Annotated in this window: 19 protein-coding genes and 1 other RNA gene; 17 read left to right on the top strand and 3 right to left on the bottom strand. The window is 30.4% G+C overall.

The genetic code is table 11. The features are described from left to right. The first annotated feature begins 9 nt into the window (after positions 1-9). The 5 genes from E0E45_RS12845 to mtnK are packed head-to-tail and all read left to right on the top strand — an operon-like array spanning position 10 to position 5477. Positions 10-1179 carry an iron-containing alcohol dehydrogenase gene (locus E0E45_RS12845; protein ID WP_130891541.1) on the top strand — a complete coding sequence of 390 codons (1170 nt, stop codon included), beginning with the start codon at positions 10-12 and terminating at the stop codon, positions 1177-1179. A gap of 15 nt (positions 1180-1194) precedes the next feature. Then, complete coding sequence (locus tag E0E45_RS12840) at positions 1195-1860, top strand: L-fuculose-phosphate aldolase (protein WP_130891540.1); 666 nt, start codon at positions 1195-1197, stop codon at positions 1858-1860. 42 nt (positions 1861-1902) lie between these two features. Next, on the top strand, positions 1903-3198 hold the full coding sequence (locus E0E45_RS12835) for a Na+/H+ antiporter NhaC family protein (RefSeq protein WP_130891539.1): 1296 nt from the start codon (positions 1903-1905) through the stop codon (positions 3196-3198). A gap of 26 nt (positions 3199-3224) precedes the next feature. Further along, entirely contained in the window at positions 3225-4274 is a 1050-nt protein-coding gene (locus tag E0E45_RS12830; RefSeq protein WP_130891538.1) for an S-methyl-5-thioribose-1-phosphate isomerase, read from the top strand. A gap of 15 nt (positions 4275-4289) precedes the next feature. After that, the gene (gene mtnK, locus E0E45_RS12825; protein ID WP_130891537.1) at positions 4290-5477 is read left to right on the top strand and encodes an S-methyl-5-thioribose kinase; all 1188 of its coding nucleotides are present in this window, start codon (positions 4290-4292) and stop codon (positions 5475-5477) included. A gap of 165 nt (positions 5478-5642) precedes the next feature. Here mtnK and E0E45_RS12820 read toward each other — a convergent pair whose 3' ends face one another. Together E0E45_RS12820 and E0E45_RS12815 are read right to left on the bottom strand one after the other, a co-directional pair. After that, entirely contained in the window at positions 5643-6143 is a 501-nt protein-coding gene (locus E0E45_RS12820; RefSeq protein WP_130891536.1) for a YcxB family protein, read from the bottom strand. 184 nt (positions 6144-6327) lie between these two features. Beyond that, positions 6328-7398, bottom strand: a complete 1071-nt coding sequence (locus tag E0E45_RS12815; RefSeq protein ID WP_130891535.1) for a chorismate mutase — start codon at positions 7396-7398, stop codon at positions 6328-6330. 379 nt (positions 7399-7777) lie between these two features. Here E0E45_RS12815 and aroB point away from each other — a divergent pair, with 379 nt between their 5' ends. From aroB to E0E45_RS12790, 5 genes are read left to right on the top strand one after another with little or no spacing between them, the layout of a single operon-like run. Beyond that, the gene (gene aroB / locus E0E45_RS12810) at positions 7778-8779 is read left to right on the top strand and encodes a 3-dehydroquinate synthase (RefSeq protein ID WP_130891534.1); all 1002 of its coding nucleotides are present in this window, start codon (positions 7778-7780) and stop codon (positions 8777-8779) included. 11 nt (positions 8780-8790) lie between these two features. Continuing rightward, positions 8791-9900, top strand: a complete 1110-nt coding sequence (gene aroC / locus E0E45_RS12805; RefSeq protein WP_130891533.1) for a chorismate synthase — start codon at positions 8791-8793, stop codon at positions 9898-9900. Between the two features lie 33 nt (positions 9901-9933). Further along, positions 9934-10953, top strand: coding sequence for a 3-deoxy-7-phosphoheptulonate synthase (gene aroF, locus E0E45_RS12800; protein WP_096401512.1), 1020 nt, complete (start codon positions 9934-9936; stop codon positions 10951-10953). 27 nt (positions 10954-10980) lie between these two features. Then, positions 10981-12252 carry a 3-phosphoshikimate 1-carboxyvinyltransferase gene (aroA, locus tag E0E45_RS12795; RefSeq protein WP_130891532.1) on the top strand — a complete coding sequence of 424 codons (1272 nt, stop codon included), beginning with the start codon at positions 10981-10983 and terminating at the stop codon, positions 12250-12252. Then, entirely contained in the window at positions 12242-13114 is an 873-nt protein-coding gene (locus tag E0E45_RS12790) for a prephenate dehydrogenase (protein WP_130891531.1), read from the top strand. The genes aroA and E0E45_RS12790 overlap by 11 nt, the downstream gene beginning before the upstream one ends. A gap of 189 nt (positions 13115-13303) precedes the next feature. On the opposite strand, the gene E0E45_RS12785 is transcribed toward E0E45_RS12790, so the two are convergent. Further along, positions 13304-14170 (bottom strand): ROK family protein, encoded by an 867-nt coding sequence (locus tag E0E45_RS12785; protein ID WP_130891530.1) that lies wholly within the window; start codon positions 14168-14170, stop codon positions 13304-13306. Between the two features lie 242 nt (positions 14171-14412). Between E0E45_RS12785 and smpB the strand changes: the two genes are divergently transcribed. The 7 genes from smpB (at position 14413) to E0E45_RS12750 (ending at position 21614) form a co-directional block, all read left to right on the top strand. Continuing rightward, positions 14413-14853: an SsrA-binding protein SmpB gene (smpB, locus tag E0E45_RS12780; protein ID WP_130891529.1), complete on the top strand. Its 441-nt coding sequence runs from the start codon at positions 14413-14415 to the stop codon at positions 14851-14853. Between the two features lie 57 nt (positions 14854-14910). Next, positions 14911-15258, top strand: a transfer-messenger RNA (tmRNA) gene (gene ssrA, locus E0E45_RS12775). Positions 15259-16317: 1059 nt separating this feature from the next. Continuing rightward, the gene (locus E0E45_RS12770) at positions 16318-17739 is read left to right on the top strand and encodes a trypsin-like peptidase domain-containing protein (RefSeq protein WP_130891528.1); all 1422 of its coding nucleotides are present in this window, start codon (positions 16318-16320) and stop codon (positions 17737-17739) included. 26 nt (positions 17740-17765) lie between these two features. After that, positions 17766-18422 (top strand): stress protein, encoded by a 657-nt coding sequence (locus tag E0E45_RS12765; RefSeq protein ID WP_130891527.1) that lies wholly within the window; start codon positions 17766-17768, stop codon positions 18420-18422. A gap of 22 nt (positions 18423-18444) precedes the next feature. Further along, on the top strand, positions 18445-19419 hold the full coding sequence (locus tag E0E45_RS12760; RefSeq protein ID WP_172604193.1) for an HpcH/HpaI aldolase/citrate lyase family protein: 975 nt from the start codon (positions 18445-18447) through the stop codon (positions 19417-19419). A gap of 3 nt (positions 19420-19422) precedes the next feature. Continuing rightward, a complete protein-coding gene (locus E0E45_RS12755; protein ID WP_130891525.1) occupies positions 19423-20565 on the top strand; it encodes a phosphoribosyltransferase domain-containing protein in 1143 nt (380 codons plus the stop codon). Beyond that, a complete protein-coding gene (locus E0E45_RS12750) occupies positions 20562-21614 on the top strand; it encodes a cysteine protease StiP family protein (protein ID WP_130891524.1) in 1053 nt (350 codons plus the stop codon). The genes E0E45_RS12755 and E0E45_RS12750 overlap by 4 nt, the downstream gene beginning before the upstream one ends. The last annotated feature ends 16 nt before the right edge of the window (positions 21615-21630 follow it).

Genomic DNA, 21630 nt, shown 5'->3' with positions numbered 1-21630 from the left:
GCATAAAAATTGGAAAATTTTAATTTTAAAAACAGCACAAGGCTTATATTTGGAAAAGGTACTCATGAGGAAGCAGGAAAGTACATTAAAAATTACAGTAAAAAAATTCTGCTGCATTATGAGGGGGATGGCAGCCTGATTAAAAAACTTGGTATATATGACAAAGTAGTTAAATCTCTTGAAGATAATGGAATAGAGTATGTAGTATTTGGAGGAGTAGTTCCTAATCCAAGACTATCTTTAGTATATGAAGGAATAGAAATATGCAGAAAAAATAATATAGATTTTATTCTGGCAGTAGGTGGAGGGAGTGTAATAGACTCTGCTAAGGCTATATCTCTTGGTGCAGTATATGAAGGAGATGTATGGGATTTCTTTACAGGAAAAAGTCAGCCTGAAGCCTCTTTAAATGTGGGAGTAGTTCTTACGATACCTGGTTCAGGATCAGAGATGTCAGAAAGTTCCATAATAAGTGATGAAAAAACATCAATGAAATGTGTATGTGATACAGAAAAGAATTTTCCAGTATTTTCAATACTTGACCCACAGGTATGTTTTACAATACCACCTTATCTGATGGGATGTGGAATAACTGATATAATGTCACATCTTATGGAGAGATATTTCAGTCAGACATCAGATACACAACTAAGTGATGCACTTTTAGAAGCAGCAATGAAAATAGTTGTGGAATTTGGACCAAAAGTAATTAAAGAGCCAAGAAATTATAATAATTGTGCACAAATAATGTGGGCAGCCACTATTGCACATAATGGAATGATAGCAGCAGGAAGAGCAGCTGACTGGGCTTCTCATAGAATTGAGCATGAAATAAGTGCTATATATGATATAACTCATGGAGCTGGTATGGCAATAGTATTTCCAGCATGGATGGAATATGTAAAAGATGAAAATATTGAAAGATTTTCAGAGTTTGCAATAAAAGTCTTTGGAATGAAAGCAGATGAAGATAAAGAAAAAACTGCTTTAAGAGGAATAATAGAGCTTAAAAAATTTTTTAAACACCTTAAAATGAAAACATCTCTTGGAGAAGCAGGGATAGGAGAAGAGAATTTTGAAGTCATGGCTGAAAAAGCCTTGGCAGGAAACATAACTCTTGGAAGATTTAAAAAATTAACAAAAGAGGATATTGTGAATATTTTAAAAATGTCGAAATAGGAAGGTAAAAACTAAATGTTATTAGAAAAAGAAAGAAAAGAAGTAATGGAATATGGCAGACGAATGATAAAAGAAGGTCTTACCAAAGGAACTGGTGGGAATATAAGTGTAGTTAATAGAGAAAAAAATCTTATGGCAATTACTCCAAGTGGAATTGATTATCTTGAAATAATTCCAGAAGATATTGTAGTAATAGATGTACAGACTGGAAAAATAGTAGATGGAAATAAAGTTCCTTCAAGTGAAGCAGATATGCACAGAATATTCTATAAATATAGAAATGATATAAATGCAATGGTACATACCCATTCAAAATATGCAGCAGGTTATTCATGTATCAATCAAAAACTACCAGCAATACATTACCTGTTGGCAGTAGCAGGAACTGATGTGCCCTGTGCAGAATACGCAACTTATGGAACTGTGAGATTAGCTAAAAATGCTTTTAAAGCAATGGAGGGTACAAAAGCAGTACTTCTCAGCAATCATGGAATGCTGGCAGGAGGGGCCAACCTGTCAGAAGCCTATAATATAGCTGAAAATGTAGAGTTTTGCTGTGAATTGTATTTTATAGCAAAAACTGTAGGAGATCCAAAAATTCTTTCAGAAAAAGAGATGCAGAATATGATAGAAAGATTTAAAGATTATGGAAAAAAATCAGAAGAACATGAAGAAATCTAGGGTGGATTAAAATTTATATAAAAAATATTTAGGAGGGGACATATGGAGAAAAAAGGAAATATCAAAGGTTTGATTCCACTGTTTGTATTTTTAGGGTTATATGCAGGAGCTGGAATCTTTACAGGAAGTTTTGGGAACATGCCGTTACTGACAGCATTTATGATTACCATGGGAGTATCTTTCTGTTTAAACAAGGAAGGAAAAAAAGAAACATTAGATGAAAAAGTAAATATTTTCTGCAAGGGGGCGGGAGAATCTACATTGATTTTAATGGTGGTAATTTTTCTTTTGGCAGGAGCTTTTTATTCTGTAGCAGATGCTATGGGAGCAGTTAGTTCTACAGTAAATTTGGGACTATCTGTACTTCCAGCAAAGATGCTTCTTCCAGGGCTGTTTCTGGTAGGTTGTGCACTTAGCTTTTCAATGGGAACATCTATGGGAACTGTAAGTGCTTTGACCCCAGTAGCTGTAGGAATAGCAAGAGAAACTGGGATAGCACTGCCTTTGGTATGTGGGGTGGTTATAGGTGGAGCAATGTTTGGAGATAATATGTCATTCATTTCTGACACAACTATTGCAGCAACAAGAACTCAGGAAGTAGGAATGAAGGATAAATTCAAAGTCAACTTTGCTATAGTTCTTCCAGCAGTTATCATTAATATGATATTGATATCTTTTATGGGAGGAAGCGGGGTAGAAGGAAAAGTATATGAGTATAATCTTGTAAATATAATTCCATATATTTCTATCATTATTCTGGCTCTTACAGGACTTAATGTAATTAATGTGTTGGGAATAGGAATAGCTTTAGGGTTGGGAATAGGACTTTTCCATGGAAGTTTTACTTTTGTAGAAATTTTTGGAATACTTCAAAGAGGACTTGGATGGATGGAGGATATGTCTATAATTGCTATTGTAGTTGGAGGAGTGGTTGCTCTTATGGATCATTTTGGTGGTATCAGTTATCTGCTGGAAAATCTTACAGCCAGAATAAAGAGCAAAAAAGGAGCTGAAACTGGAATTGCAGTTCTTGTGAGCCTTCTTGATTTAGCAACTACAAATAATACTGTATCAATTATTACAGCAGGACCTTTGGCAAAGGATATAGCAGATAAATTCGGTGTAGACCGTAAGAGAGTGGCAGGGCTTCTTGATTTATTTTCATCAGCATTTCAAGGGTTGATGCCTTATGCAGGACAGATATTGATGGCAGCAGGAATGGCTCAGATATCACCAGCTTCTATTGTACCTTATTCATGGTATTCTATGCTGATGATAGTGATGGGAGCTTTGTCAATAGCTACAGGACTGCCTAATTTTAAAGATAGCAAAGCATAGTATTTTTAATAGAAAGAGGGATAAATATGAATAGAATGGACCAAGGATTAGCTTTTATGCTTCAATATGAAAATATTGCATGGTATGAAAATGGAAAAGTGAGAATTTTAGATAGAAGAATTTATCCAAGAGAAGTAAAATTTGTGGAGTGCAGTGATTATCTTGAGGTAAGACAGGCTATTACAGATATGGTGACACAAAGTGCAGGACCTTATACAGCAGCAGGAATGGGAATGGCTTTAGCTGCTCATCAGGCAGAGGATTTGCCTAAAGAAAAGCAGATTGCTTTCTTAAAGGAGGCTTCTGATATTATATCTCATGCAAGGCCTACTACTGTGAATCGTATGAAGCTCATAACTGAATCATGTTATGAAGTAGGAAAAGAAGCTATTGAACAAGGAAAGTCAGCTGTAGAAGCAATATTTCAAAGAACAGTCGATTCTCTTGAGAGAAGATATGGAAGAATGTCAGAAGTAGCTAAGAATCTTGTGAAGCTTTTTCCACAAAAAGGAAAAGTGATGACACAATGCTTTGGTGAAACAATTGTAGGGTGTATGGGAAGAGAAATAAGAAATCAAAATAAAGACATAGAATTTTTCTGTCCAGAAACAAGACCATACCTTCAGGGAGCACGTCTTACAGCAAGTGTTTTAAAAGATCAAGGATTTAAAGTTACTGTTATTACAGATAATATGCCTGCATGGACAATAAAATCTAAAGGAATAGATGTATTTACTTCAGCAGCAGATTCTATCTGCATGGATGGGCATATAGTAAATAAAGTGGGAACTTTGCAAATTGCTATAGTTGCAAAATATTTTGGAATTCCTTATTTTGTTACTGGTATCCCTGATGAAGATAAAAGACTTGAAAATATAGTAATAGAGGAAAGAAATCCAGAAGAAGTATTGACATGCAATGGCATAAAAAATACTTTAGAAGGAGTAGAGGCATATTACCCATCTTTTGATATTACTCCACCTCATTTAGTCAGTGGTGTTGTTACAGATCAGGGAATATATTCTCCATATAATCTGGCAGAATATTATGAGAAAGAAGTAGAACAATATTATTAAGAAAGAGGGAAGACTATGAATAAATACTTAGAACATTTTCGTATGTCAGTAGCAGATGCTGTTGAATATACAAAGTATTTTGGAATTTTTTCAAATGAAGCTGAATTAAGAGGGGAAGAAATTGGAGATGGAAATATAAACTATATTTTCAGAGTAGTAGAAGATAAAACTGGAAAGTCTGTTGTATTAAAACAGGCAGATAAATTTTTACGTTCTTCTGGGCGCCCTCTTGATTTAGATAGAAGCAGAATTGAAGCAGAAATACTGAAGCTGGAAGGGGAATATGCTCCTGAATTTGTACCAGAGATATATCGTTATGATGATATTATGTGTGTAATAGTGATGGAAGATATTTCTGAGTATAAGAATTTAAGAAAAGAACTCATGGATGGAAAGATATTTAATAATTTTGCTGATGAAATAAGCAGTTTTCTAGCAGATACACTTCTTCCAACAACAGATTTGGTATTGGATAGAGGAGAGAAAAAAGACAGGGTAAAAGCTTTTATAAATAAAGAACTATGTGACATATCAGAATGTCTTGTATTTACAGAGCCTTATGTAAATGACAGAAACAGAAATATTGTTATTCCAGAAAATATGGAATTTGTAAAAAAATACTTATATGATGATAAAGAACTTCATGTTGAAGCAGCAAAACTAAAAAATAATTTTATGAATAATGCACAAGCTCTTATTCATGGTGATCTTCATTCAGGTTCTATATTCATTAATGAAAAAGGAATGAAAGTTATCGACCCAGAATTTTCTTTCTATGGTCCTATGGGCTATGACATTGGAAATGTTATTGGAAACTTATTCTTTCCTTTGATAAATAGAAAATATCTCATGGAATCAGGAGAAAAGAAAGAAAAGTTTATAGAATGGCTTTCTAAAGCTATTGCAGATATATTTGATATGTTTATTATAAAATTTCATAAAAAGTATAAGAAGATAGTGAAAGATCCTCTTTACATAAATGAAGAATTTGAAAACTGGTATTTAAATCAAATAATGGCAGACTCAGTAGGTGCAGCAGGTATGGAAATCATTAGAAGGGTAGTAGGAGATTCTAAGGTGATGGAGATAACAAGTATCACTGATGTAGAAAAAAAGGTAGAGATAGAAAGAGAGCTTATTAAAATTGGAATAAAATTTATAAAAGAAAGATATAATATAAAGTCAGGAAGAGAATTAATTTAAAAAACATATTAATATATAAAAGAGGTTGACTCATAAGAAAAGTATAATTTTAGAGTTTTTTAAGTGGGAGGGTTTGTTGCTAAATAAACAAACCTTTCTAATTTATAGAACTCCAATATTTATCTTAATTTTGGTCAACCTCTTTTATTATAATTAAAAGTTATTTTATTTGACTTTTTCAGTTATAAATTTTTTAAATTCTTCAAAAGTTCCAATTGCAAAACTATCTTTTTTTAATATTAATCCCTGTTTTTTCCCAATCATTAAGACATAGGCTAACTTATACTCTTTTATTTTTTTGATTTGATTATATTCAAACTCCATTGATACCTTACCTTCTTTTAAAGCAATGCTATTATCCATAAATTGCAGAACAGATTCAGGTGACTGACCATTATGCAGATTAAGAGAAGATTTTTTCATATTTTTCAGATAAACTAAATGATAGAAAATTAATCGTAATGAAATGATGAAAATGAATATAGTCAGTACAGCCATAACAAAACGTAAGCTTCTCATTTTAAATAATATAAGATAAGTATAGAGTATTGCAACAATCATAAATAAAAATCCAATTATTCGAGGATATTTACAATGGACATCTTTCACATATTCAAGTAAAACTTTTTTATCAGAGTAATATCTATTTTCAAATAATATATTCATTTTCTCTCCCCCATCTCCTATTATTTATATATATTTTCAAAAATTTTTAAGTATTTAAAATATTATATAGTAATTCATATTTTTAATCTACTTGTATTTGGAATAAAATAGAAAATAATTGCAGATTTAGGAGAATATAAAGAAAATTACTGTTTATTTTAGAAAATATAATTTTGAAGTTTTATTATTTTACAGAGTAACTTCCTAATATTTTAAGGTCTTTACAATTTTTTCTCATAGCATCTATCAAATCTTTTGTTCTCTGTTCTTTTAATTCTCCTACTATTTCTACATAGAAGAAGTACTGCCAAGGAAGATTATGAAGAGAACGAGATTTGATGCTTTCCATATTGAACCCATGTTCAGCTACTATCTGAATGATATGTGCAAGCTGTCCTGCATTGTGGTCAACAGTAAATAAAAGATTAAATCTATCTCCCTTTTCTTCAAGCTTTTTAGTTAATATAATAAATCTTGTAGTATTTTCTATACTTGTATTTATATTCTCTACTAAAATTTTTAAACCATAAAGTTCTGCAGTTTCTCTGCTGGCAATAGCAGCTTTGTGTATATCTCCAGCTTCACTTACAAATTTGGCTGCAAGGGCAGTATTAGGGTAAGGGATAGCCTCAAAATTAGTTCCTTTTAAGAATGTCTGGCATTGAGATAATGCCTGATGATGTGAGTAAACCTTTTCTATGTCTTTTATTTCAGCATTTTTTAGTCCCAATAAATTTTGATCTATTTTAAGGTCATAAATTCCAGAGATGTGGCAATCGTATTTTAAAAGAAGATCAAGGACTTCTCCCACTTCTCCTGTAAATGAATTTTCAAAAGGAATAACACCATATGCAGCACCACCATCAGCAACTGTTTTAAAGACATCTTCAAAAGTTGCAAATGATTTTAATTTTGAATCAGGAAAAACTTTTTTTGATGCTATATGGGAAAAAGCACCCATGGTTCCTTGGTATGCAACTACACCTTTATTAATAATAGTAGCCTGATATCTTTTAGAAGTATCCATAAGATTCTGAATAAATTCCTTATATGATTCAATATATTTTTCCTCTGTGATATAAGCACAGTTTTTTTCTATCACCTGCTTTTCTCTTCCCCCATCGAAAATAGGCATATTATTTTCCAGTTTGTATAAAATGACATCTTCTACAGCCTGCATTCTTTTTTGGAAAAGGGCTGCTACTTCTTTATCTACTTCATTTATGACTTTTCTTGCTTCTTCCAGTTTATTCATAATTTACTCCCCCTTTAAATTTTGAAATTATTATAGCACTATTTTATGTGACATTCTACATAAAATTTTTTTGTTTTTCTTAAAAGCTTGAAAAGTTAGTAAAAATAGGGAGTTCTGTAGAATATAAAAATTAAAGTTTCAAAAAATTTAAAAAAAGTGTTGCAAAATTTTTAATATAGGTTTATTATAAATAAAATTCGTTTTTTCGGAGTGGTAACTTATGAGAGATAAAAAAGCAGACAATATAGTATTCAGATTTTATTTTAGATAGCCTTGATACAACCATAAAGCCCTTATGGTCTTTTGTTGTATCAAGGCGAAGCATTCAAGGAATTGAATGCTTTTTTTTATATTTGAGAAAAATATAAGGAGGATTTTTATGAAACTGAGAGTGGAGCTTAAAGAAAAAAGTTATGATATTCATATTGAAAAAGGAATACTTCATAAAATAAAAGAATATATAAATTTAGATAGAAAAGTTATGATAGTGACAGATAAGGGAGTTCCTCAAAAATATATAGATATAATAAAATTTCAGTGTCCAAATGGATACTCTATAGCTGTAGAGCATGGAGAAGGGGCAAAAAGTTTTAAAGTATTTGAAGAAGTATGCAAAAAACTTCTTGATCTGGGATTTCATAGAAATGATTTGATAATAGCTCTTGGTGGAGGAGTAATTGGAGATTTAGGAGGTTTTACAGCAGCTTCTTATATGAGGGGGATAGATTTTATAAATATTCCAACTACTACACTGTCGCAGATAGATAGCTCTATTGGAGGAAAGACTGCAATAAATCTTGGAGATACTAAAAATATAATAGGAGCTTTTTATCAGCCAAAAGGGGTATTTATAGATTTAGAAGTTTTGGAAACTCTTCCTGAAAGGCACTATTACAATGGACTGGTGGAAGCATTGAAGGCAGGGCTGATATATGACAAAGAGCTTTTTGAGATATTTGAAAATAAAAACATAAATGATAATCTTCAGGAGATAATATACAGAGCTCTCTTGGTAAAAAAAGATGTGGTAGAGAAAGATGAAAAAGAAGAAAATCTGAGAAAGATATTAAACTTTGGACACACTGTAGGGCATGGAATAGAGGGGTTCTTTCATTTGAAAGATGTACTTCATGGAGAAGGAGTAGCTATAGGAATGCTTCCTATGATAGAGGATGAGGATTTAAGAGAGAGAACTAAAAAAATATTGAAGAAAATGAATATAGATACAGATATAGAATATGACAGAGAAAAAGTGTTTGAACTTATGCTTAAAGATAAAAAAGCTGATCAAGATAAAATAACTTTGGTAAAGGTAAAAGAGCTGGGAAAAGCTGAATTAGTAAAAGTTCCAATAGAAGAGTGTAAAAATTATCTTAAATAAGAGGAGGAAAAATGCAGAGTACAATAGGAAATAGTATAAAGCTCAGTCTTTTTGGAGAATCACATGGAACAGCTATTGGAATAGTGATAGATGGCTTGGCTCCTGGAATAAAATTAGATACTGATTTTATACAGCAGCAGCTGGAAAAAAGAAAGCCAAAAGGGAAAATATCAACTCAAAGACATGAAGCAGATGATTTCAAAATAGTAAGTGGATATTTCAATGGATATACAACTGGTACACCACTATGCCTTATAATTGAAAATAAATCACAGCTGAGCAGAGATTATGAAAAAACTAAAAGCATAATGAGACCTTCTCATGCTGATTATACAGCAGATATAAAATATATGGGGTATCAGGACTATAGAGGGGGAGGACATTTTTCTGGAAGAACAACAGCACCTCTGGTAGCAGCAGGGGCAATATTTATTCAGATACTTAAATCTAAGGAAATAGAAATAGGAACTCATATATTAAAATGTAAAAATGAAAGAGATAAAGATTTTTCATCAAATGAAATAATACTTTTAAAGGAAATCAAAGAAGTAAATGAAAAATATTTTCCTGTACTGGAAAAAGATGCAGAAGAAAAAATGAAAAACATAATAGAAAAAGCTGGAGAGGAACTAGATTCAGTAGGAGGAATATTAGAAACTGCTGTGACAGGATTGCCAGCTGGAATAGGGGAACCATATTTTAATTCTGTAGAAAGTGTACTTTCTCATCTTATATATTCTATACCAGCAGTAAAAGGAATAGAATTTGGAGGTGGTTTTAGAATGACAGATATGTATGGAAGTGAAGCTAATGACAGTTTCTATTATGAAAATGGAAAAGTAAAAACAAAAACAAATAATAATGGAGGTATCAATGGAGGGATAACAAATTCTATGCCACTTATAATGAGAACTGCTGTAAAACCTACACCATCAATATATAAAGAGCAGGAAAGCATAGATATATCTAAAGGAGAAAATGTAAAATTTAATATTGAAGGAAGGCATGACCCAGCTATAATACATAGAGCAAGAGTAGTTATAGATTCTATGACAGCATTTGGACTGCTTGATCTCATATGTATGAGATATGGGTATATGTGGATGACAGATAAAAAATAAAAATTAAAGCATAAAAGCTGAGGGGGAACAAAAATGATAATAACTTTAAAAAAGAATGCACCACAAGAAGAGATTCAAAAGATGATTGAGGCTTTAGAAAGCAAAAATGATGTAGCTGTAACTCTTATATCAGGAGAAAACTACAATGTATTTGGTATTGTAGGAGATACAACAAAAATAGATGAAAAAGCATTGAAGGCAAATCCATATGTTGAAGATGTAACTAGGATAGCAGCACCATATAAGAAAGCCAACAGACTTTTTCACCCAGAAGACAGTATTATAGATGTGGCAGGAATCAAGATAGGAGCAGGTCAGAAAATAGCTGTAATAGGAGGTCCTTGTTCTGTAGAGGGAGAATGCTCTGTTATGGAGATAGCTAAAGAAGTAAAAGAGGCAGGAGCTTCTATGCTTAGAGGTGGAGCTTACAAACCTCGTACATCACCATATGCTTTTCAGGGAATGGCAAGTGAAGGAATACAATGTCTGGTGAAAGCAAGAGAAACTTATGGACTTCCAATAGTAAGTGAACTTATGAGTGCAGATAAGATAGATGAATTCGTTGAAAATGTAGACCTTATTCAAATAGGGGCAAGAAATATGCAGAACTTTGATTTACTAAAAGCTGTTGGGAAAATAAATAAACCTATTCTTTTAAAAAGAGGACTTTCAAACACTATAGAGGAATGGATAATGTCAGCAGAATACATAATGGCTGGAGGAAATGAAAATGTAATACTGTGTGAAAGAGGTATTCGTACATTTGAAAAATATACTAGAAATACACTTGATCTTAGTGTAATACCTATTATCAAACAGAAAACACATCTTCCTATAATAATTGATCCTTCTCATGCTACTGGAAACTGGGAATATGTAGAATCAATGGCATTGGCAGCTATTGCTGCAGGGGCAGATGGACTTATTATAGAGGTACATAATGATCCTGAGCATGCTTGGAGCGATGGAGCTCAATCATTAAAACCTAAAAAATTCAAACATTTGATAGAACAGGGAAGAAAAATAGCAAAAGTCATTGGAAGAGATATGTAGAACTTGCTGTAAGGAGGAAATAAAGAGATGAAAGTAAAAATATATCCATCAAAATGCAGTGGGCAGACAATTATACCACCTTCTAAAAGTATGGGGCATAGGGCAATAATATGTGCTTCATTAGCAGCAGGGAGAAGTGTCATAAAAAATGTAGCTTATTCTGATGATATAAAAACAACTATTGAGGGAATGAGGAAATTAGGAGCTGAAATAGAAGAAAATGGAGATATTCTCATTATAGATGGAATAAAAGATATTACAAAAATTTCAGATGAAATAATAAATTGTAATGAATCTGGTTCAACTTTGAGATTTTTTATACCTATATTTTCTCTCACTGGAAAAAAAATAACTTTTCTTGGAAAGAACAGACTTCTTAAAAGACCTCAAAAAATATATGAGGATATATTTAAAGAACAGAAATTGCATTATTTCCATGATGAAACTAAAATGGAAATAGAAGGTAAATTGAAAGCTGGAACATATGTGATAGATGGAAATATAAGCTCACAATTTATAAGCGGACTTCTTTTTACTCTTCCTCTGCTGGAAGAAGATTCTGAAATAAAAATAAAACCTCCTTTTGAATCAGCTTCATATATAGAGCTTACTCTTGAAATGCTGAAAAGATATGGAATAGAAATATCTCAGACAGATGAACTTACTTTTAAAATTAAAGGAAATCAGAAATATAAACCTTGTGATTATACAATAGAGGGAGATTTTTCACAACTTGGTTTTTTTGCAGTACTGGGAGCAATAAATAATGATATTGAATGTCTTGGGCTGAATCGTGAATCCAGTCAGGGAGATAAGGCTATAATAGAAATATTAAGAAATGCTGGAATAAAAATAGAAAATATTGAGGGAGGATATCTTATTTATAAGAGTATTCCCAAAAGTTGTGAAATAGATCTTGCTGACTGTCCAGATCTAGGACCAATACTTAATGTATTGGGAATGTATGGAGATGGAAAGTTCAGAATCTATAATGCAGGAAGATTAAGGTATAAGGAAAGCGACAGAATAGCAGCTATGGAAGAGGAACTTTTAAAGCTGGGAGTGGAAATAAAAACTACTGAAGATGAGATTTTTATATCTGGTAAAAAAATATATGATGGTGGAATAGAAACAGCAGGACATAAAGATCACAGAATAGTTATGAGTCTGGCAGTGGCAGCAACTATTATGAAAAAACCAGTCATCATAGATGGAGCAGAGGCTGTGGAAAAGTCTTACCCAGATTTTTTTGAAGATATAGAGAAGATAGGGATAAAGGTTGAATACTATGGCAAATAAAAATATGAAATTCTTAATTGTAGGATTGGGACTTTTAGGAGGGGCTTATGCAAAAGCTCTCAAGAAAAAAGGTTACTTTGTAAGTGCTGTTGATATAAATGAAGATAGTATAGAATATGCTCTTGAAAATAAAATAATAGATGAAGGAGCAGTTTCTGATTATAAATCATTGATAGAAAAAGCAGATGTGATAATATCAGGACTTTATCCTACTACTATGGTAGAATGGATAGAAAGAAATCAAAAATATTTTAAAAAAGGCTGTATAATTACTGATGTAAGTGGTGTAAAAAGAGGTATAGTTAATAAAGTACAAGAAAGGTTACCTAGAGATGTTGAGTTTATCAGCTCTCATCCAATGGCAGGAAAAGAAGTGAGTGGAGTAAGAAACAGTGACGAAACTATTTTTGAAATAGCTAACTTTATTGTTACTCCTACAGAAAAAAATACAATTCAGGGAATAGAATTTGGAAAGGAACTTGGGAAAATACTTGGCTTTAGAAATATAACTCAGCTTTCTTTGGAAGAACATGATAAAATGATTGGTTTTGTATCTCAGCTAACTCATGTGATAGCTGTATCCCTTATGAATACAAATGATAATACACATCTTGTAGAATATACAGGAGATTCATTTAGAGATCTTACTAGAATAGCTAAAATAAATGAAGTTTTATGGAGTGAACTTTTTCTTTTAAACAAAGAAGTTTTGATAAAAGAAATAGACGACTTTGCAGCAGAACTGGATAATTTCAGAGAAAAGCTTGTAAATGAAGATGTTGAAGGAATGAAAAAATTATTTATTCAATCAACTGAGAGAAGAAAACTTTTTGACAAGAAAGATGTAAAGAATAGAAAATAATTTTTTTAAATAATTTATTTTAATAGTTGAGTAATTAAAGAATGAATTTTATATTTGCTGGGATAATAATTATTAGACATCATCAATATATTTTCAATTTTAGCATTTAAATATAAAAAAGAAATGAAACAACTATTAAAAAATGTGAATAAAAAATAAGGGTACTCTGATTTTGAGTACCCTTTACTTTTATTTAAAACAAAGAGCCAAAGCTCCTAAAATTCCAGCATCTTCTCCAAGAGCTGGTGGCACAATATATTCATCAATATTCTTCAAAATACTTTCAGTTTGGATATATCCATTTAAAAGCTGAACCACTTTTTTTCTGATTATAGGGAAAAGATGTTTCTCTCTCATTACTCCCCCACCTAGCATTATTTTTTCAGGTGAAAGAACAAGAATATAATTTACAAGAGCATGAGCAATATAGTATCCTTCCATTTCCCAAGCAGGATGATCATCTGGAATATCTACCCCTTTCATGCCCCATCTTCTCTCAAGAGCTGGACCTGAAGCCATACCTTCCAGACAGTTTCCACCATGAAATGGACAGTTTCCAACAAATTTATCTCTAGGGTGTCTGTTGACAAAAATATGCCCCATCTCTGGGTGAAGCATTCCATGGACAAGTTTTCCTTCAACTACTGCTCCTCCTCCTATTCCAGTTCCTACAGTAAGGTAGATAGAACTTTTTAAGTCTTTTCCAGCTCCCCATACGTATTCACCAAAAGCAGCAGCATTTACATCTGTATCAAAATATACTGGGATATCAAAGTTCTTTTTAATTTCTCCAACAAGATTGAAATTTTTCCATGCAGTTTTAGGAGTGGAAGTTATATAACCATAGGTTTCAGAGCCTTTATTTAAATCGATAGGTCCAAAGCATCCTATTCCAATTGCTTCTATATCCTTCCCTTTAAAAAAAGAGATAACATTTTTCATTGTTTCATGTGGTAGTTCTGTAGGAAAAGAAACTCTCTCTATTAATTCCCCAGATTTAGTTCCTATTCCACATACGAATTTTGTTCCACCAGCTTCTATTGCACCAAAAAACATAGTATTTCCTCCCATTCCCATATATTTTAAAATGATTTTATCTTTCTAATATATATTTTACCATTTCTTTTGAAAAGTTTGTAGGGAATAAATAAAAAAATTTAGAAAAATTATTTCTTTAAACCACTGTAAGAAATAGGTTTTGAATTTGAAGAGAAAAGGAGTATAATAAAGATTAAATATAGGAGAAAACTATATAATTTGATATAATATATTAGATAATATAGATTTAGGAGGAAAAAATGATACTAGCAGGAAATAAGAAAGCATTTTTCGATTATTTCATAGAAGATAAATTTGAAGCCGGTATTGAGTTAGTGGGAAGTGAAGTGAAATCTGCAAAAGCTGGAAAAATAAGCATAAAAGAATCTTTTATAAGAATAATAAATGGAGAAATTTTTATTATGGGAATGTCAATAGTTCCATGGGGATTCGGAAGTGTATATAACCCAGATGAAAGAAGAGTAAGAAAACTTCTTCTGCATAAGAAAGAAATAAGAAAACTTCATGAGAAAGTATCTCAAAAAGGATATACTATTGTTCCTTTAAATGTTCATATGTCTAAGGGATATGTAAAACTGGAAATAGCTCTGGCAAGAGGTAAGAAAAACTATGATAAGAGAGAAAGTTTAGCTAAAAAAGATGTAGAAAGAGATCTTCAAAGGATAGCAAAAGAAAGATAAAATTGAAAAAAATTTTAAAATATGCTATACTTTAATGTAGCATAAAAATTGAATAATGGGGATGCAAAGGTTTCGACGGGGTTCTCAGGTTATAGGTAGCAGGCCAGGGTGACCGCTGTGAGAGGTCAACTCATCGTTTAGATGGAAATAGAAATTACGCTTTAGCTGCTTAATGTCAGCTCACCTTTGAACATATTCTTCTGTAAATGTGTTCAGCCAAGGTGTCACAAAAATACAGATTACCCTAAATGATTTCTCTAAGTTATAGGGGACATTCCAGAGGATAGCTTTAGTTAGCCCTGTCTGTGGGATTAACTACTGCGAAATCTAATAGCAGACTAAGCTTGTAGAAGCCTATGGCGCTGGTAATTTCGGACACGGGTTCGATTCCCGTCATCTCCACCATTTCTAGCCATGTCCATCATTGAAAAAATTTTCATGTCAATAACAACACGATTGTTGTAGACAGTAACTTTTTCAATGAATGTTTCTAATATATTTTTTATCAGAAATTCATCTTTAGATTTAAAGTCTTCACTTAAATTTAAAAGATGATTTTTTATTTTTTGCTTATCTAAAAAATCATGAAGGAGCTTTATATTTAATTTTCTTATTTTAGTTGTGGGAAGTTTTAAAAATAAAGTAAAAATTAAGATAAATATATGAAAAAAGAAAAATTTGAAGTCTTTCATTGCCATATATCCCTCTGACTTTTTTATGACATTCAAGTATCAGTGCTGTTATTTCAATATTTTGTTCAGCTCTTTTATAAAGAGTTCTAGTTCTATTTTTCCACTCATAATATTCACTTCTCGAATGCATAGCAAAATGACATAATGAGCTTAAAGAATATCTATCTCTTACCTCATCAATAATTAGAAATGTATTAACTTTTTTTAAAATTTATTCTCCATTCTTAAATATTTAACTTCCTCTTCAAGATATTTAAATTTATTTCAAAAGAAAAAAAGTTTTATAGTATTTTCATTATAAAATAGTATTAATTTAAATTTTTTTACATTCTCTTTTTAACTCACAAAATCAATTTTTAATTTATTATAAATATAATTTAAATTTTTATCAATCTAAATTTTACTGAATTTATTATTTTGAAATAAATACTTTTTATGCTATTATTTATATGGGATAGTAAATAATACAAGATAAGATAAAATACTAGGATTAACAGGGTGTCATGTCATAGTTTTATTATGGTTAAAAATTTATATTATTAAAAAAATATTGAATATTTATAAATAATATTAAAATGAATTTTATTATTTTTTAACTATTTAAAATAATAATCAATATTATCTATAGAAACATAACTTAATTAATTTTTTGATGAAAAACTATATAGATACAGTTAAGAAAAAGTTATTTTAATAAGCAATAAAGCTATTACTTTATAAATCTTATCAAAAAGGGGGAAGCTGATAGGCAGTTATTTATTCAGCAAAAATTATGAATCAAATACAAAAATTAGAAGTTAGAATAAATCCAATAGCCTTGACTTCTATTTTATCCTTTAAAAATATTTCAGGACGTTTTTTTAATTATAAAAAAGATGTCTATTTTTTTAGATATCTTGGAATAAAATGTGAAAAAACCTATATAGAAGAAATTTCAGGTCTTTTACCAGAAATTTTTATAGAGAAAGATTTAGACAACTTTATAGAAAATAATTTAATTGGAAAATATTCTATTATTTATGAGGAATGGAAGAATTTATCATATCATGATGTTGAAAAATTAGATGCTTTAAAGTTTCCGTTTAAATTTCAAGATAAATGTTGGGAATATACATTAAAAGAAGTTTATGGAAAGATAATTGAAATATATTTTAAAATAAAAAATCAAAATGAATCAATAACAAAAAATTTTGGAATTAAGCTCCTCTATTGGATAGAAAAATATTTTCCAAAAATATTTAAAAATACTGAAGAAATGAAAGGCTTTCCCAAAGCTGTATATCTAGGGGAATTAAAGATTCAAGAATATCTTTTCTTGTATATGCTGGTGCTTTTAGGTTGTGATGTCATTTATTTAGATTCAGAAAAGAAAAAAATAAATATACCAGAAAATTTATTAAAACTATCATCTTTATATGAGGAAGAAAATAGTAAAAAATTAGATATTTTCATTGAAGATTTATTAGCAAAAAATATAAAAAATAAAGCTGAAGTTAATCACACTAAAGAAAGCAGCAGAACCAATGCAAATAATACAGTTAAAGTGAACCTAAAAAGAAATGAATCACTGAAAAAAGCAGAACAAAAAAAAGAAGTAAATACTGTTGAAGAAAGCAAAACAAAAGAAATATCATATGAAAAACTTGCAAGATTAGCTTCATCAGTTGTTATGATAAGTGTATTCAATAGAAAAAAAGAATGCATTAAAACTGGTTCAGGAGTTATTATTAATGATAATGGGAATATACTCACAAATTTTCATGTTATTTCAAATGGATATTATTTTGGAGTACAACTGGAAAATGATGATAAGATATATTTCACTAATGAGATTGTTAAATATCATGATTTAAATGATTTAGCAATAATAAAAATAGAAAAAACTCATAAATACATAAAGCTTTATCAAGATACTAAAGAACTGGTAAGAGGCCAAAAAGTAATAGCAATTGGAAGTCCATTAGGTCTTTTTAATTCTGTTTCTGATGGGATAATATCAGGCTTTCGTATGATTGATGATTTATATATGATCCAATTTACAGCTCCTATTTCTCATGGAAGTTCAGGGGGAGCTCTTCTAGATTTAAATGGCAAATTAATAGGAGTAATTACAGCGGGATTTGATAAAGGACAAAATATAAATTTAGCTGTAAATCACAAGACAATATTGGGTTTCATCAAAGGGTTTATATAGATAAAAAATAATGAAGGGGGAAGGAAATGGCAGTAAAATTAGAAAAATTTGGAGATCAACACAAGATTAGTTTAAGCAAAGAGCATATGGCTGGAAAACAAGAGATAGTAATTAATCTAAATTGGTCTCAAGAATCTAAAAAGAAAGGATTTTTAGCCTCATTTTTGGGAGGAAATCAAGAAATAGACTTAGATTTAGGATGTTATTATGAGCTCAACAATGGAGAAAAAATGATAATTGATGGGCTACAGTTTTCTCAGGGAAGAGGAGGAAATAGAGATCAAAGAACAAATCAAGGTTGTTACAGCAGTGCTCCATTCATATGGCACAAGGGAGATGACAGAGGAAATGCAGGTGGTGAATCTGGAGAAAATATTTATGTAAACCCTAAGGGGATAAATAATATTCATAAAATTATTATATATACTTTTATCTATGAAGGTGCCCCTAATTGGACTGCAACAAATGCTGTAGTTACTGTTCAGGTTCCTGGAAATGAAAGTATAGTTGTAGAAATGGGAAAACAAAATGATCACAGAAATTTCTGTGCAATAGCTGAACTGCTGTTTGATGGTCAGGATTCAATAACAGTTAAAAAGCTGGTTACATTTCATAAAGGACATCAAGATTGTGATAAACAATATGGATGGGGATTCAAATGGCAAGATGGGAGTAAAGACTAAAAAAATTATTTGGAGGAAATCAATGTTAGATAATAGAGAAAAAATGGCTTATACAGTTGGAGCATTAATGTATTCTCCTGCTATCAATGATAAAGTATTTGAAATGATAATAGGAAAAAAAATTAAAGGCAAGTATTCTCTTTCTCTTTGTTTAGAAGATTCCATAAGTGATGATATTGTTGAAGCGGCTGAGGAACAAGTAATAAAAACTTTCAAAGAATTAGAAACATATAAAAAAAATAATCCTCAATGGAATAGCTGCCCAAAAATATTTATTAGAGTAAGAAAACCAGAACAGATACTGACTATTTTTAGAAGAATAAAAGAATATAGTACTCTATTCACAGGGTTTATCTTTCCAAAATATTCTTTGGAATGTGCAGATGAATACAATTCATATATGAAAGAAATCAACAAAGAAATTGAAAAGACAATATATATGATGCCTATACTTGAAAGCTCAGAAATTATTGAATTAAACACCAGAAGTGAATATCTATATGAACTTAAAAAGAAAATTAATGAAGTAAAAGATATGGTTCTTAACATAAGAGTAGGAGGCAATGATTTCTGTAAAGAATTTAAAGTACGTCGTAATTATACTCAAAGTATTTATGATATAACTCCTGTAAGAAATATATTAAGTGATATTCTTACTGTCTTCTCAAGAGAATATGTAGTTTCTGGTCCTGTATGGGAATATTTTGCCAGTAAAAATGATGAATGGAAAACAGGTTTAGCAAAAGAAGTCCAATTGGACAAAATCAATGGGTTTATAGGAAAAACTGTCATCCATCCTAATCAGATAACTATAGTAAATGACAACTTAATAGTAGATCAATCAGATTATGAAGATGCACTTGAAATAACAAGCTGGAAAAATAATGTACTTGCAGTAGGAAAAAGCAATTCTGGGGAAAGAATGAATGAAGTAAAAGTTCATTTAAAATGGGCTGAAAAGATAATGATACTAGCAGAAACATATGGAGTGAAATAAAAAATGCAGAAAACATATAATAAAGAGGATCTTGTAAAAGTAGCTAAAAGAGATAACAATAACAAGAGAACCTTTCTTTTGGTAAATCCTCTGCAAGGAAAACATATACCTGTAAGTCCAACAGCAGCATTAGAATTATTTAAAAAATTAGCTAATAAATTAATAAATAAATATCCAAATGAAAAATTATTAGTAATAGGTTTTGCAGAAACAGCTACTGCTATTGGTGCAACTATAGCAGCCCAATGTCCAGAAGGGACAAAATATATACATACTACTAGAGAAATTGTACAAAATAGTGAATATTTATTTTTTTCAGAAGCTCACAGTCACGCTGTAGAACAAAAGCTTGTAAAAAATAATCTAAAAGAGATGATTGAAGAAACTGATAGAATAATATTTGCTGAGGATGAAATAACGACAGGAAATACCATTTGGAATATAAAAAATATTTTAGAAGAACAATATCCAAAAAAGAAATTAAACTTTGGAGTAATTTCTATTCTCAATGGTATGAATAAAGAAAATATGAAGAAATTTAATGAATCTCAAATAGAATGTATATATGAAATAAAACTATCAGCAGAAAATTATGATGATCAATTAAATAAATACAGTTATGAAAATGAAAGAAGATATGACCTAAAGTTTGCAGAAAAATTTTTAATTAAGGAATATTTCATAAAAGAATATGTAGATGCTAAGTTAGGAATAGACAGCAGAGTATATAAAAAAAACTGCAATAAACTAGCTGAATTAATAATAAAAGAATTAAAAAAAGAAGAATTTGAAAATAAAGATGTTCTTGTACTGGGAACAGAAGAGTTTATGTATCCAGCTATGATAACAGGAGAAAAGATTGAAAAAGAATACAAATGTAATGAAGTAAAATTTCATGCTGTTACTAGAAGTCCTATTCTTCCAAGTAGAGAAAAAGACTATCCTCTTTATTTAAGGCATGAGTTAAGAAGTCTTTATGACAAAAATAGAGTAGTCTATTTATATAATTTGAAGAAATATGATAAAGTTATTATTATTCATGACTCAAAATTAATAAAAGGTGAAGGAATAAAAAGTTTGATAGCTGCCTTGAAAGAACATGAATGTGATGACATCTCTATATTTCAATGGAGTGATTTAGATTGAAAACTTCTTATAATACTGAAGATGTAATTCTATTGTTGAAAGATATTACCAATATGGTAATGCCCATGTCAACTGAGGAAAGAGAAAAAAAAATACAAGAAGGAACACATTACTCTGAAATGCTTCCTGTAGAATATAAACCTACTAAAAAATATATGGAAATGTATGACATAGCCTTAAAAAATTATTCAAAGCAAACAGCAGAAGCAGTATGTCTTACAGCAGAAAAAATATATAAAATAAAGGGAGAAAATGTAGTATTGGTTTCTCTGGCAAGAGCAGGAATTCCTGTTGGAATACTAATAAAACATTATCTCAATAGAAAATATGGAATGAAAAATCTTAAACATTATTCTATATCAATAATTAGAGGAAAAGAAATAGACCACAATGCTATGAAATATATTCTTGAAAAACACAAAGCAGAAGATATTCAATTTGTAGATGGCTGGATAGGAAAGGGAGCAATTCTTACAGAATTAAAAAAATCTCTTGAAAATTATAAAGAAGTATCTCCAGAACTTGCAGTGTTATCAGATCCTGCAAATATTACAGAATTATGTGGAACACATGAAGATATATTGATTCCAAGTTCATGTCTTAACAGTACAGTTTCAGGTCTTATCAGCAGAACTTTTTTAAGAAAGGATATAATTGCTGAAAATGATTTTCATGGGGCAGTTTATTATTCAGATTTGATAAAAGAAGATGTTTCCTATAAGTTTATAAAAGAGGTAGAAAAATATTTTGATTTTAATATAAAAAACATAAATAATGTAACAGGTAAAAATGGCATTGAAGAAGTTTTAAATATTGGAGAAAAATTTGGAATAAAAGAGATTAATTTTATAAAACCAGGAATAGGAGAGGCTACTAGAGTATTGCTCAGAAGAGTTCCTTGGAAGCTTTTAATAAGTGAAAATTATAAAAATGATCCTGTTTTACAGCATTTATATAGATTAGCTCAAGAGAAAAATGTCCCTATAGAATATTATCCTTTGAATAATTATAAAGCCTGCGGAATAATAAAAAATCTATCAGATTTATAAAATAAAAGAGAATAAC

Origin of the sequence: Fusobacterium ulcerans ATCC 49185 (assembly GCF_900683735.1) — a bacterium.
In the GTDB taxonomy this organism is placed as follows: Bacteria; Fusobacteriota; Fusobacteriia; order Fusobacteriales; family Fusobacteriaceae; genus Fusobacterium_A; species Fusobacterium_A ulcerans_A.
Note: the sequence above shows the minus strand (reverse complement) of the source record. Positions and strands in the feature narration are given on the sequence as shown.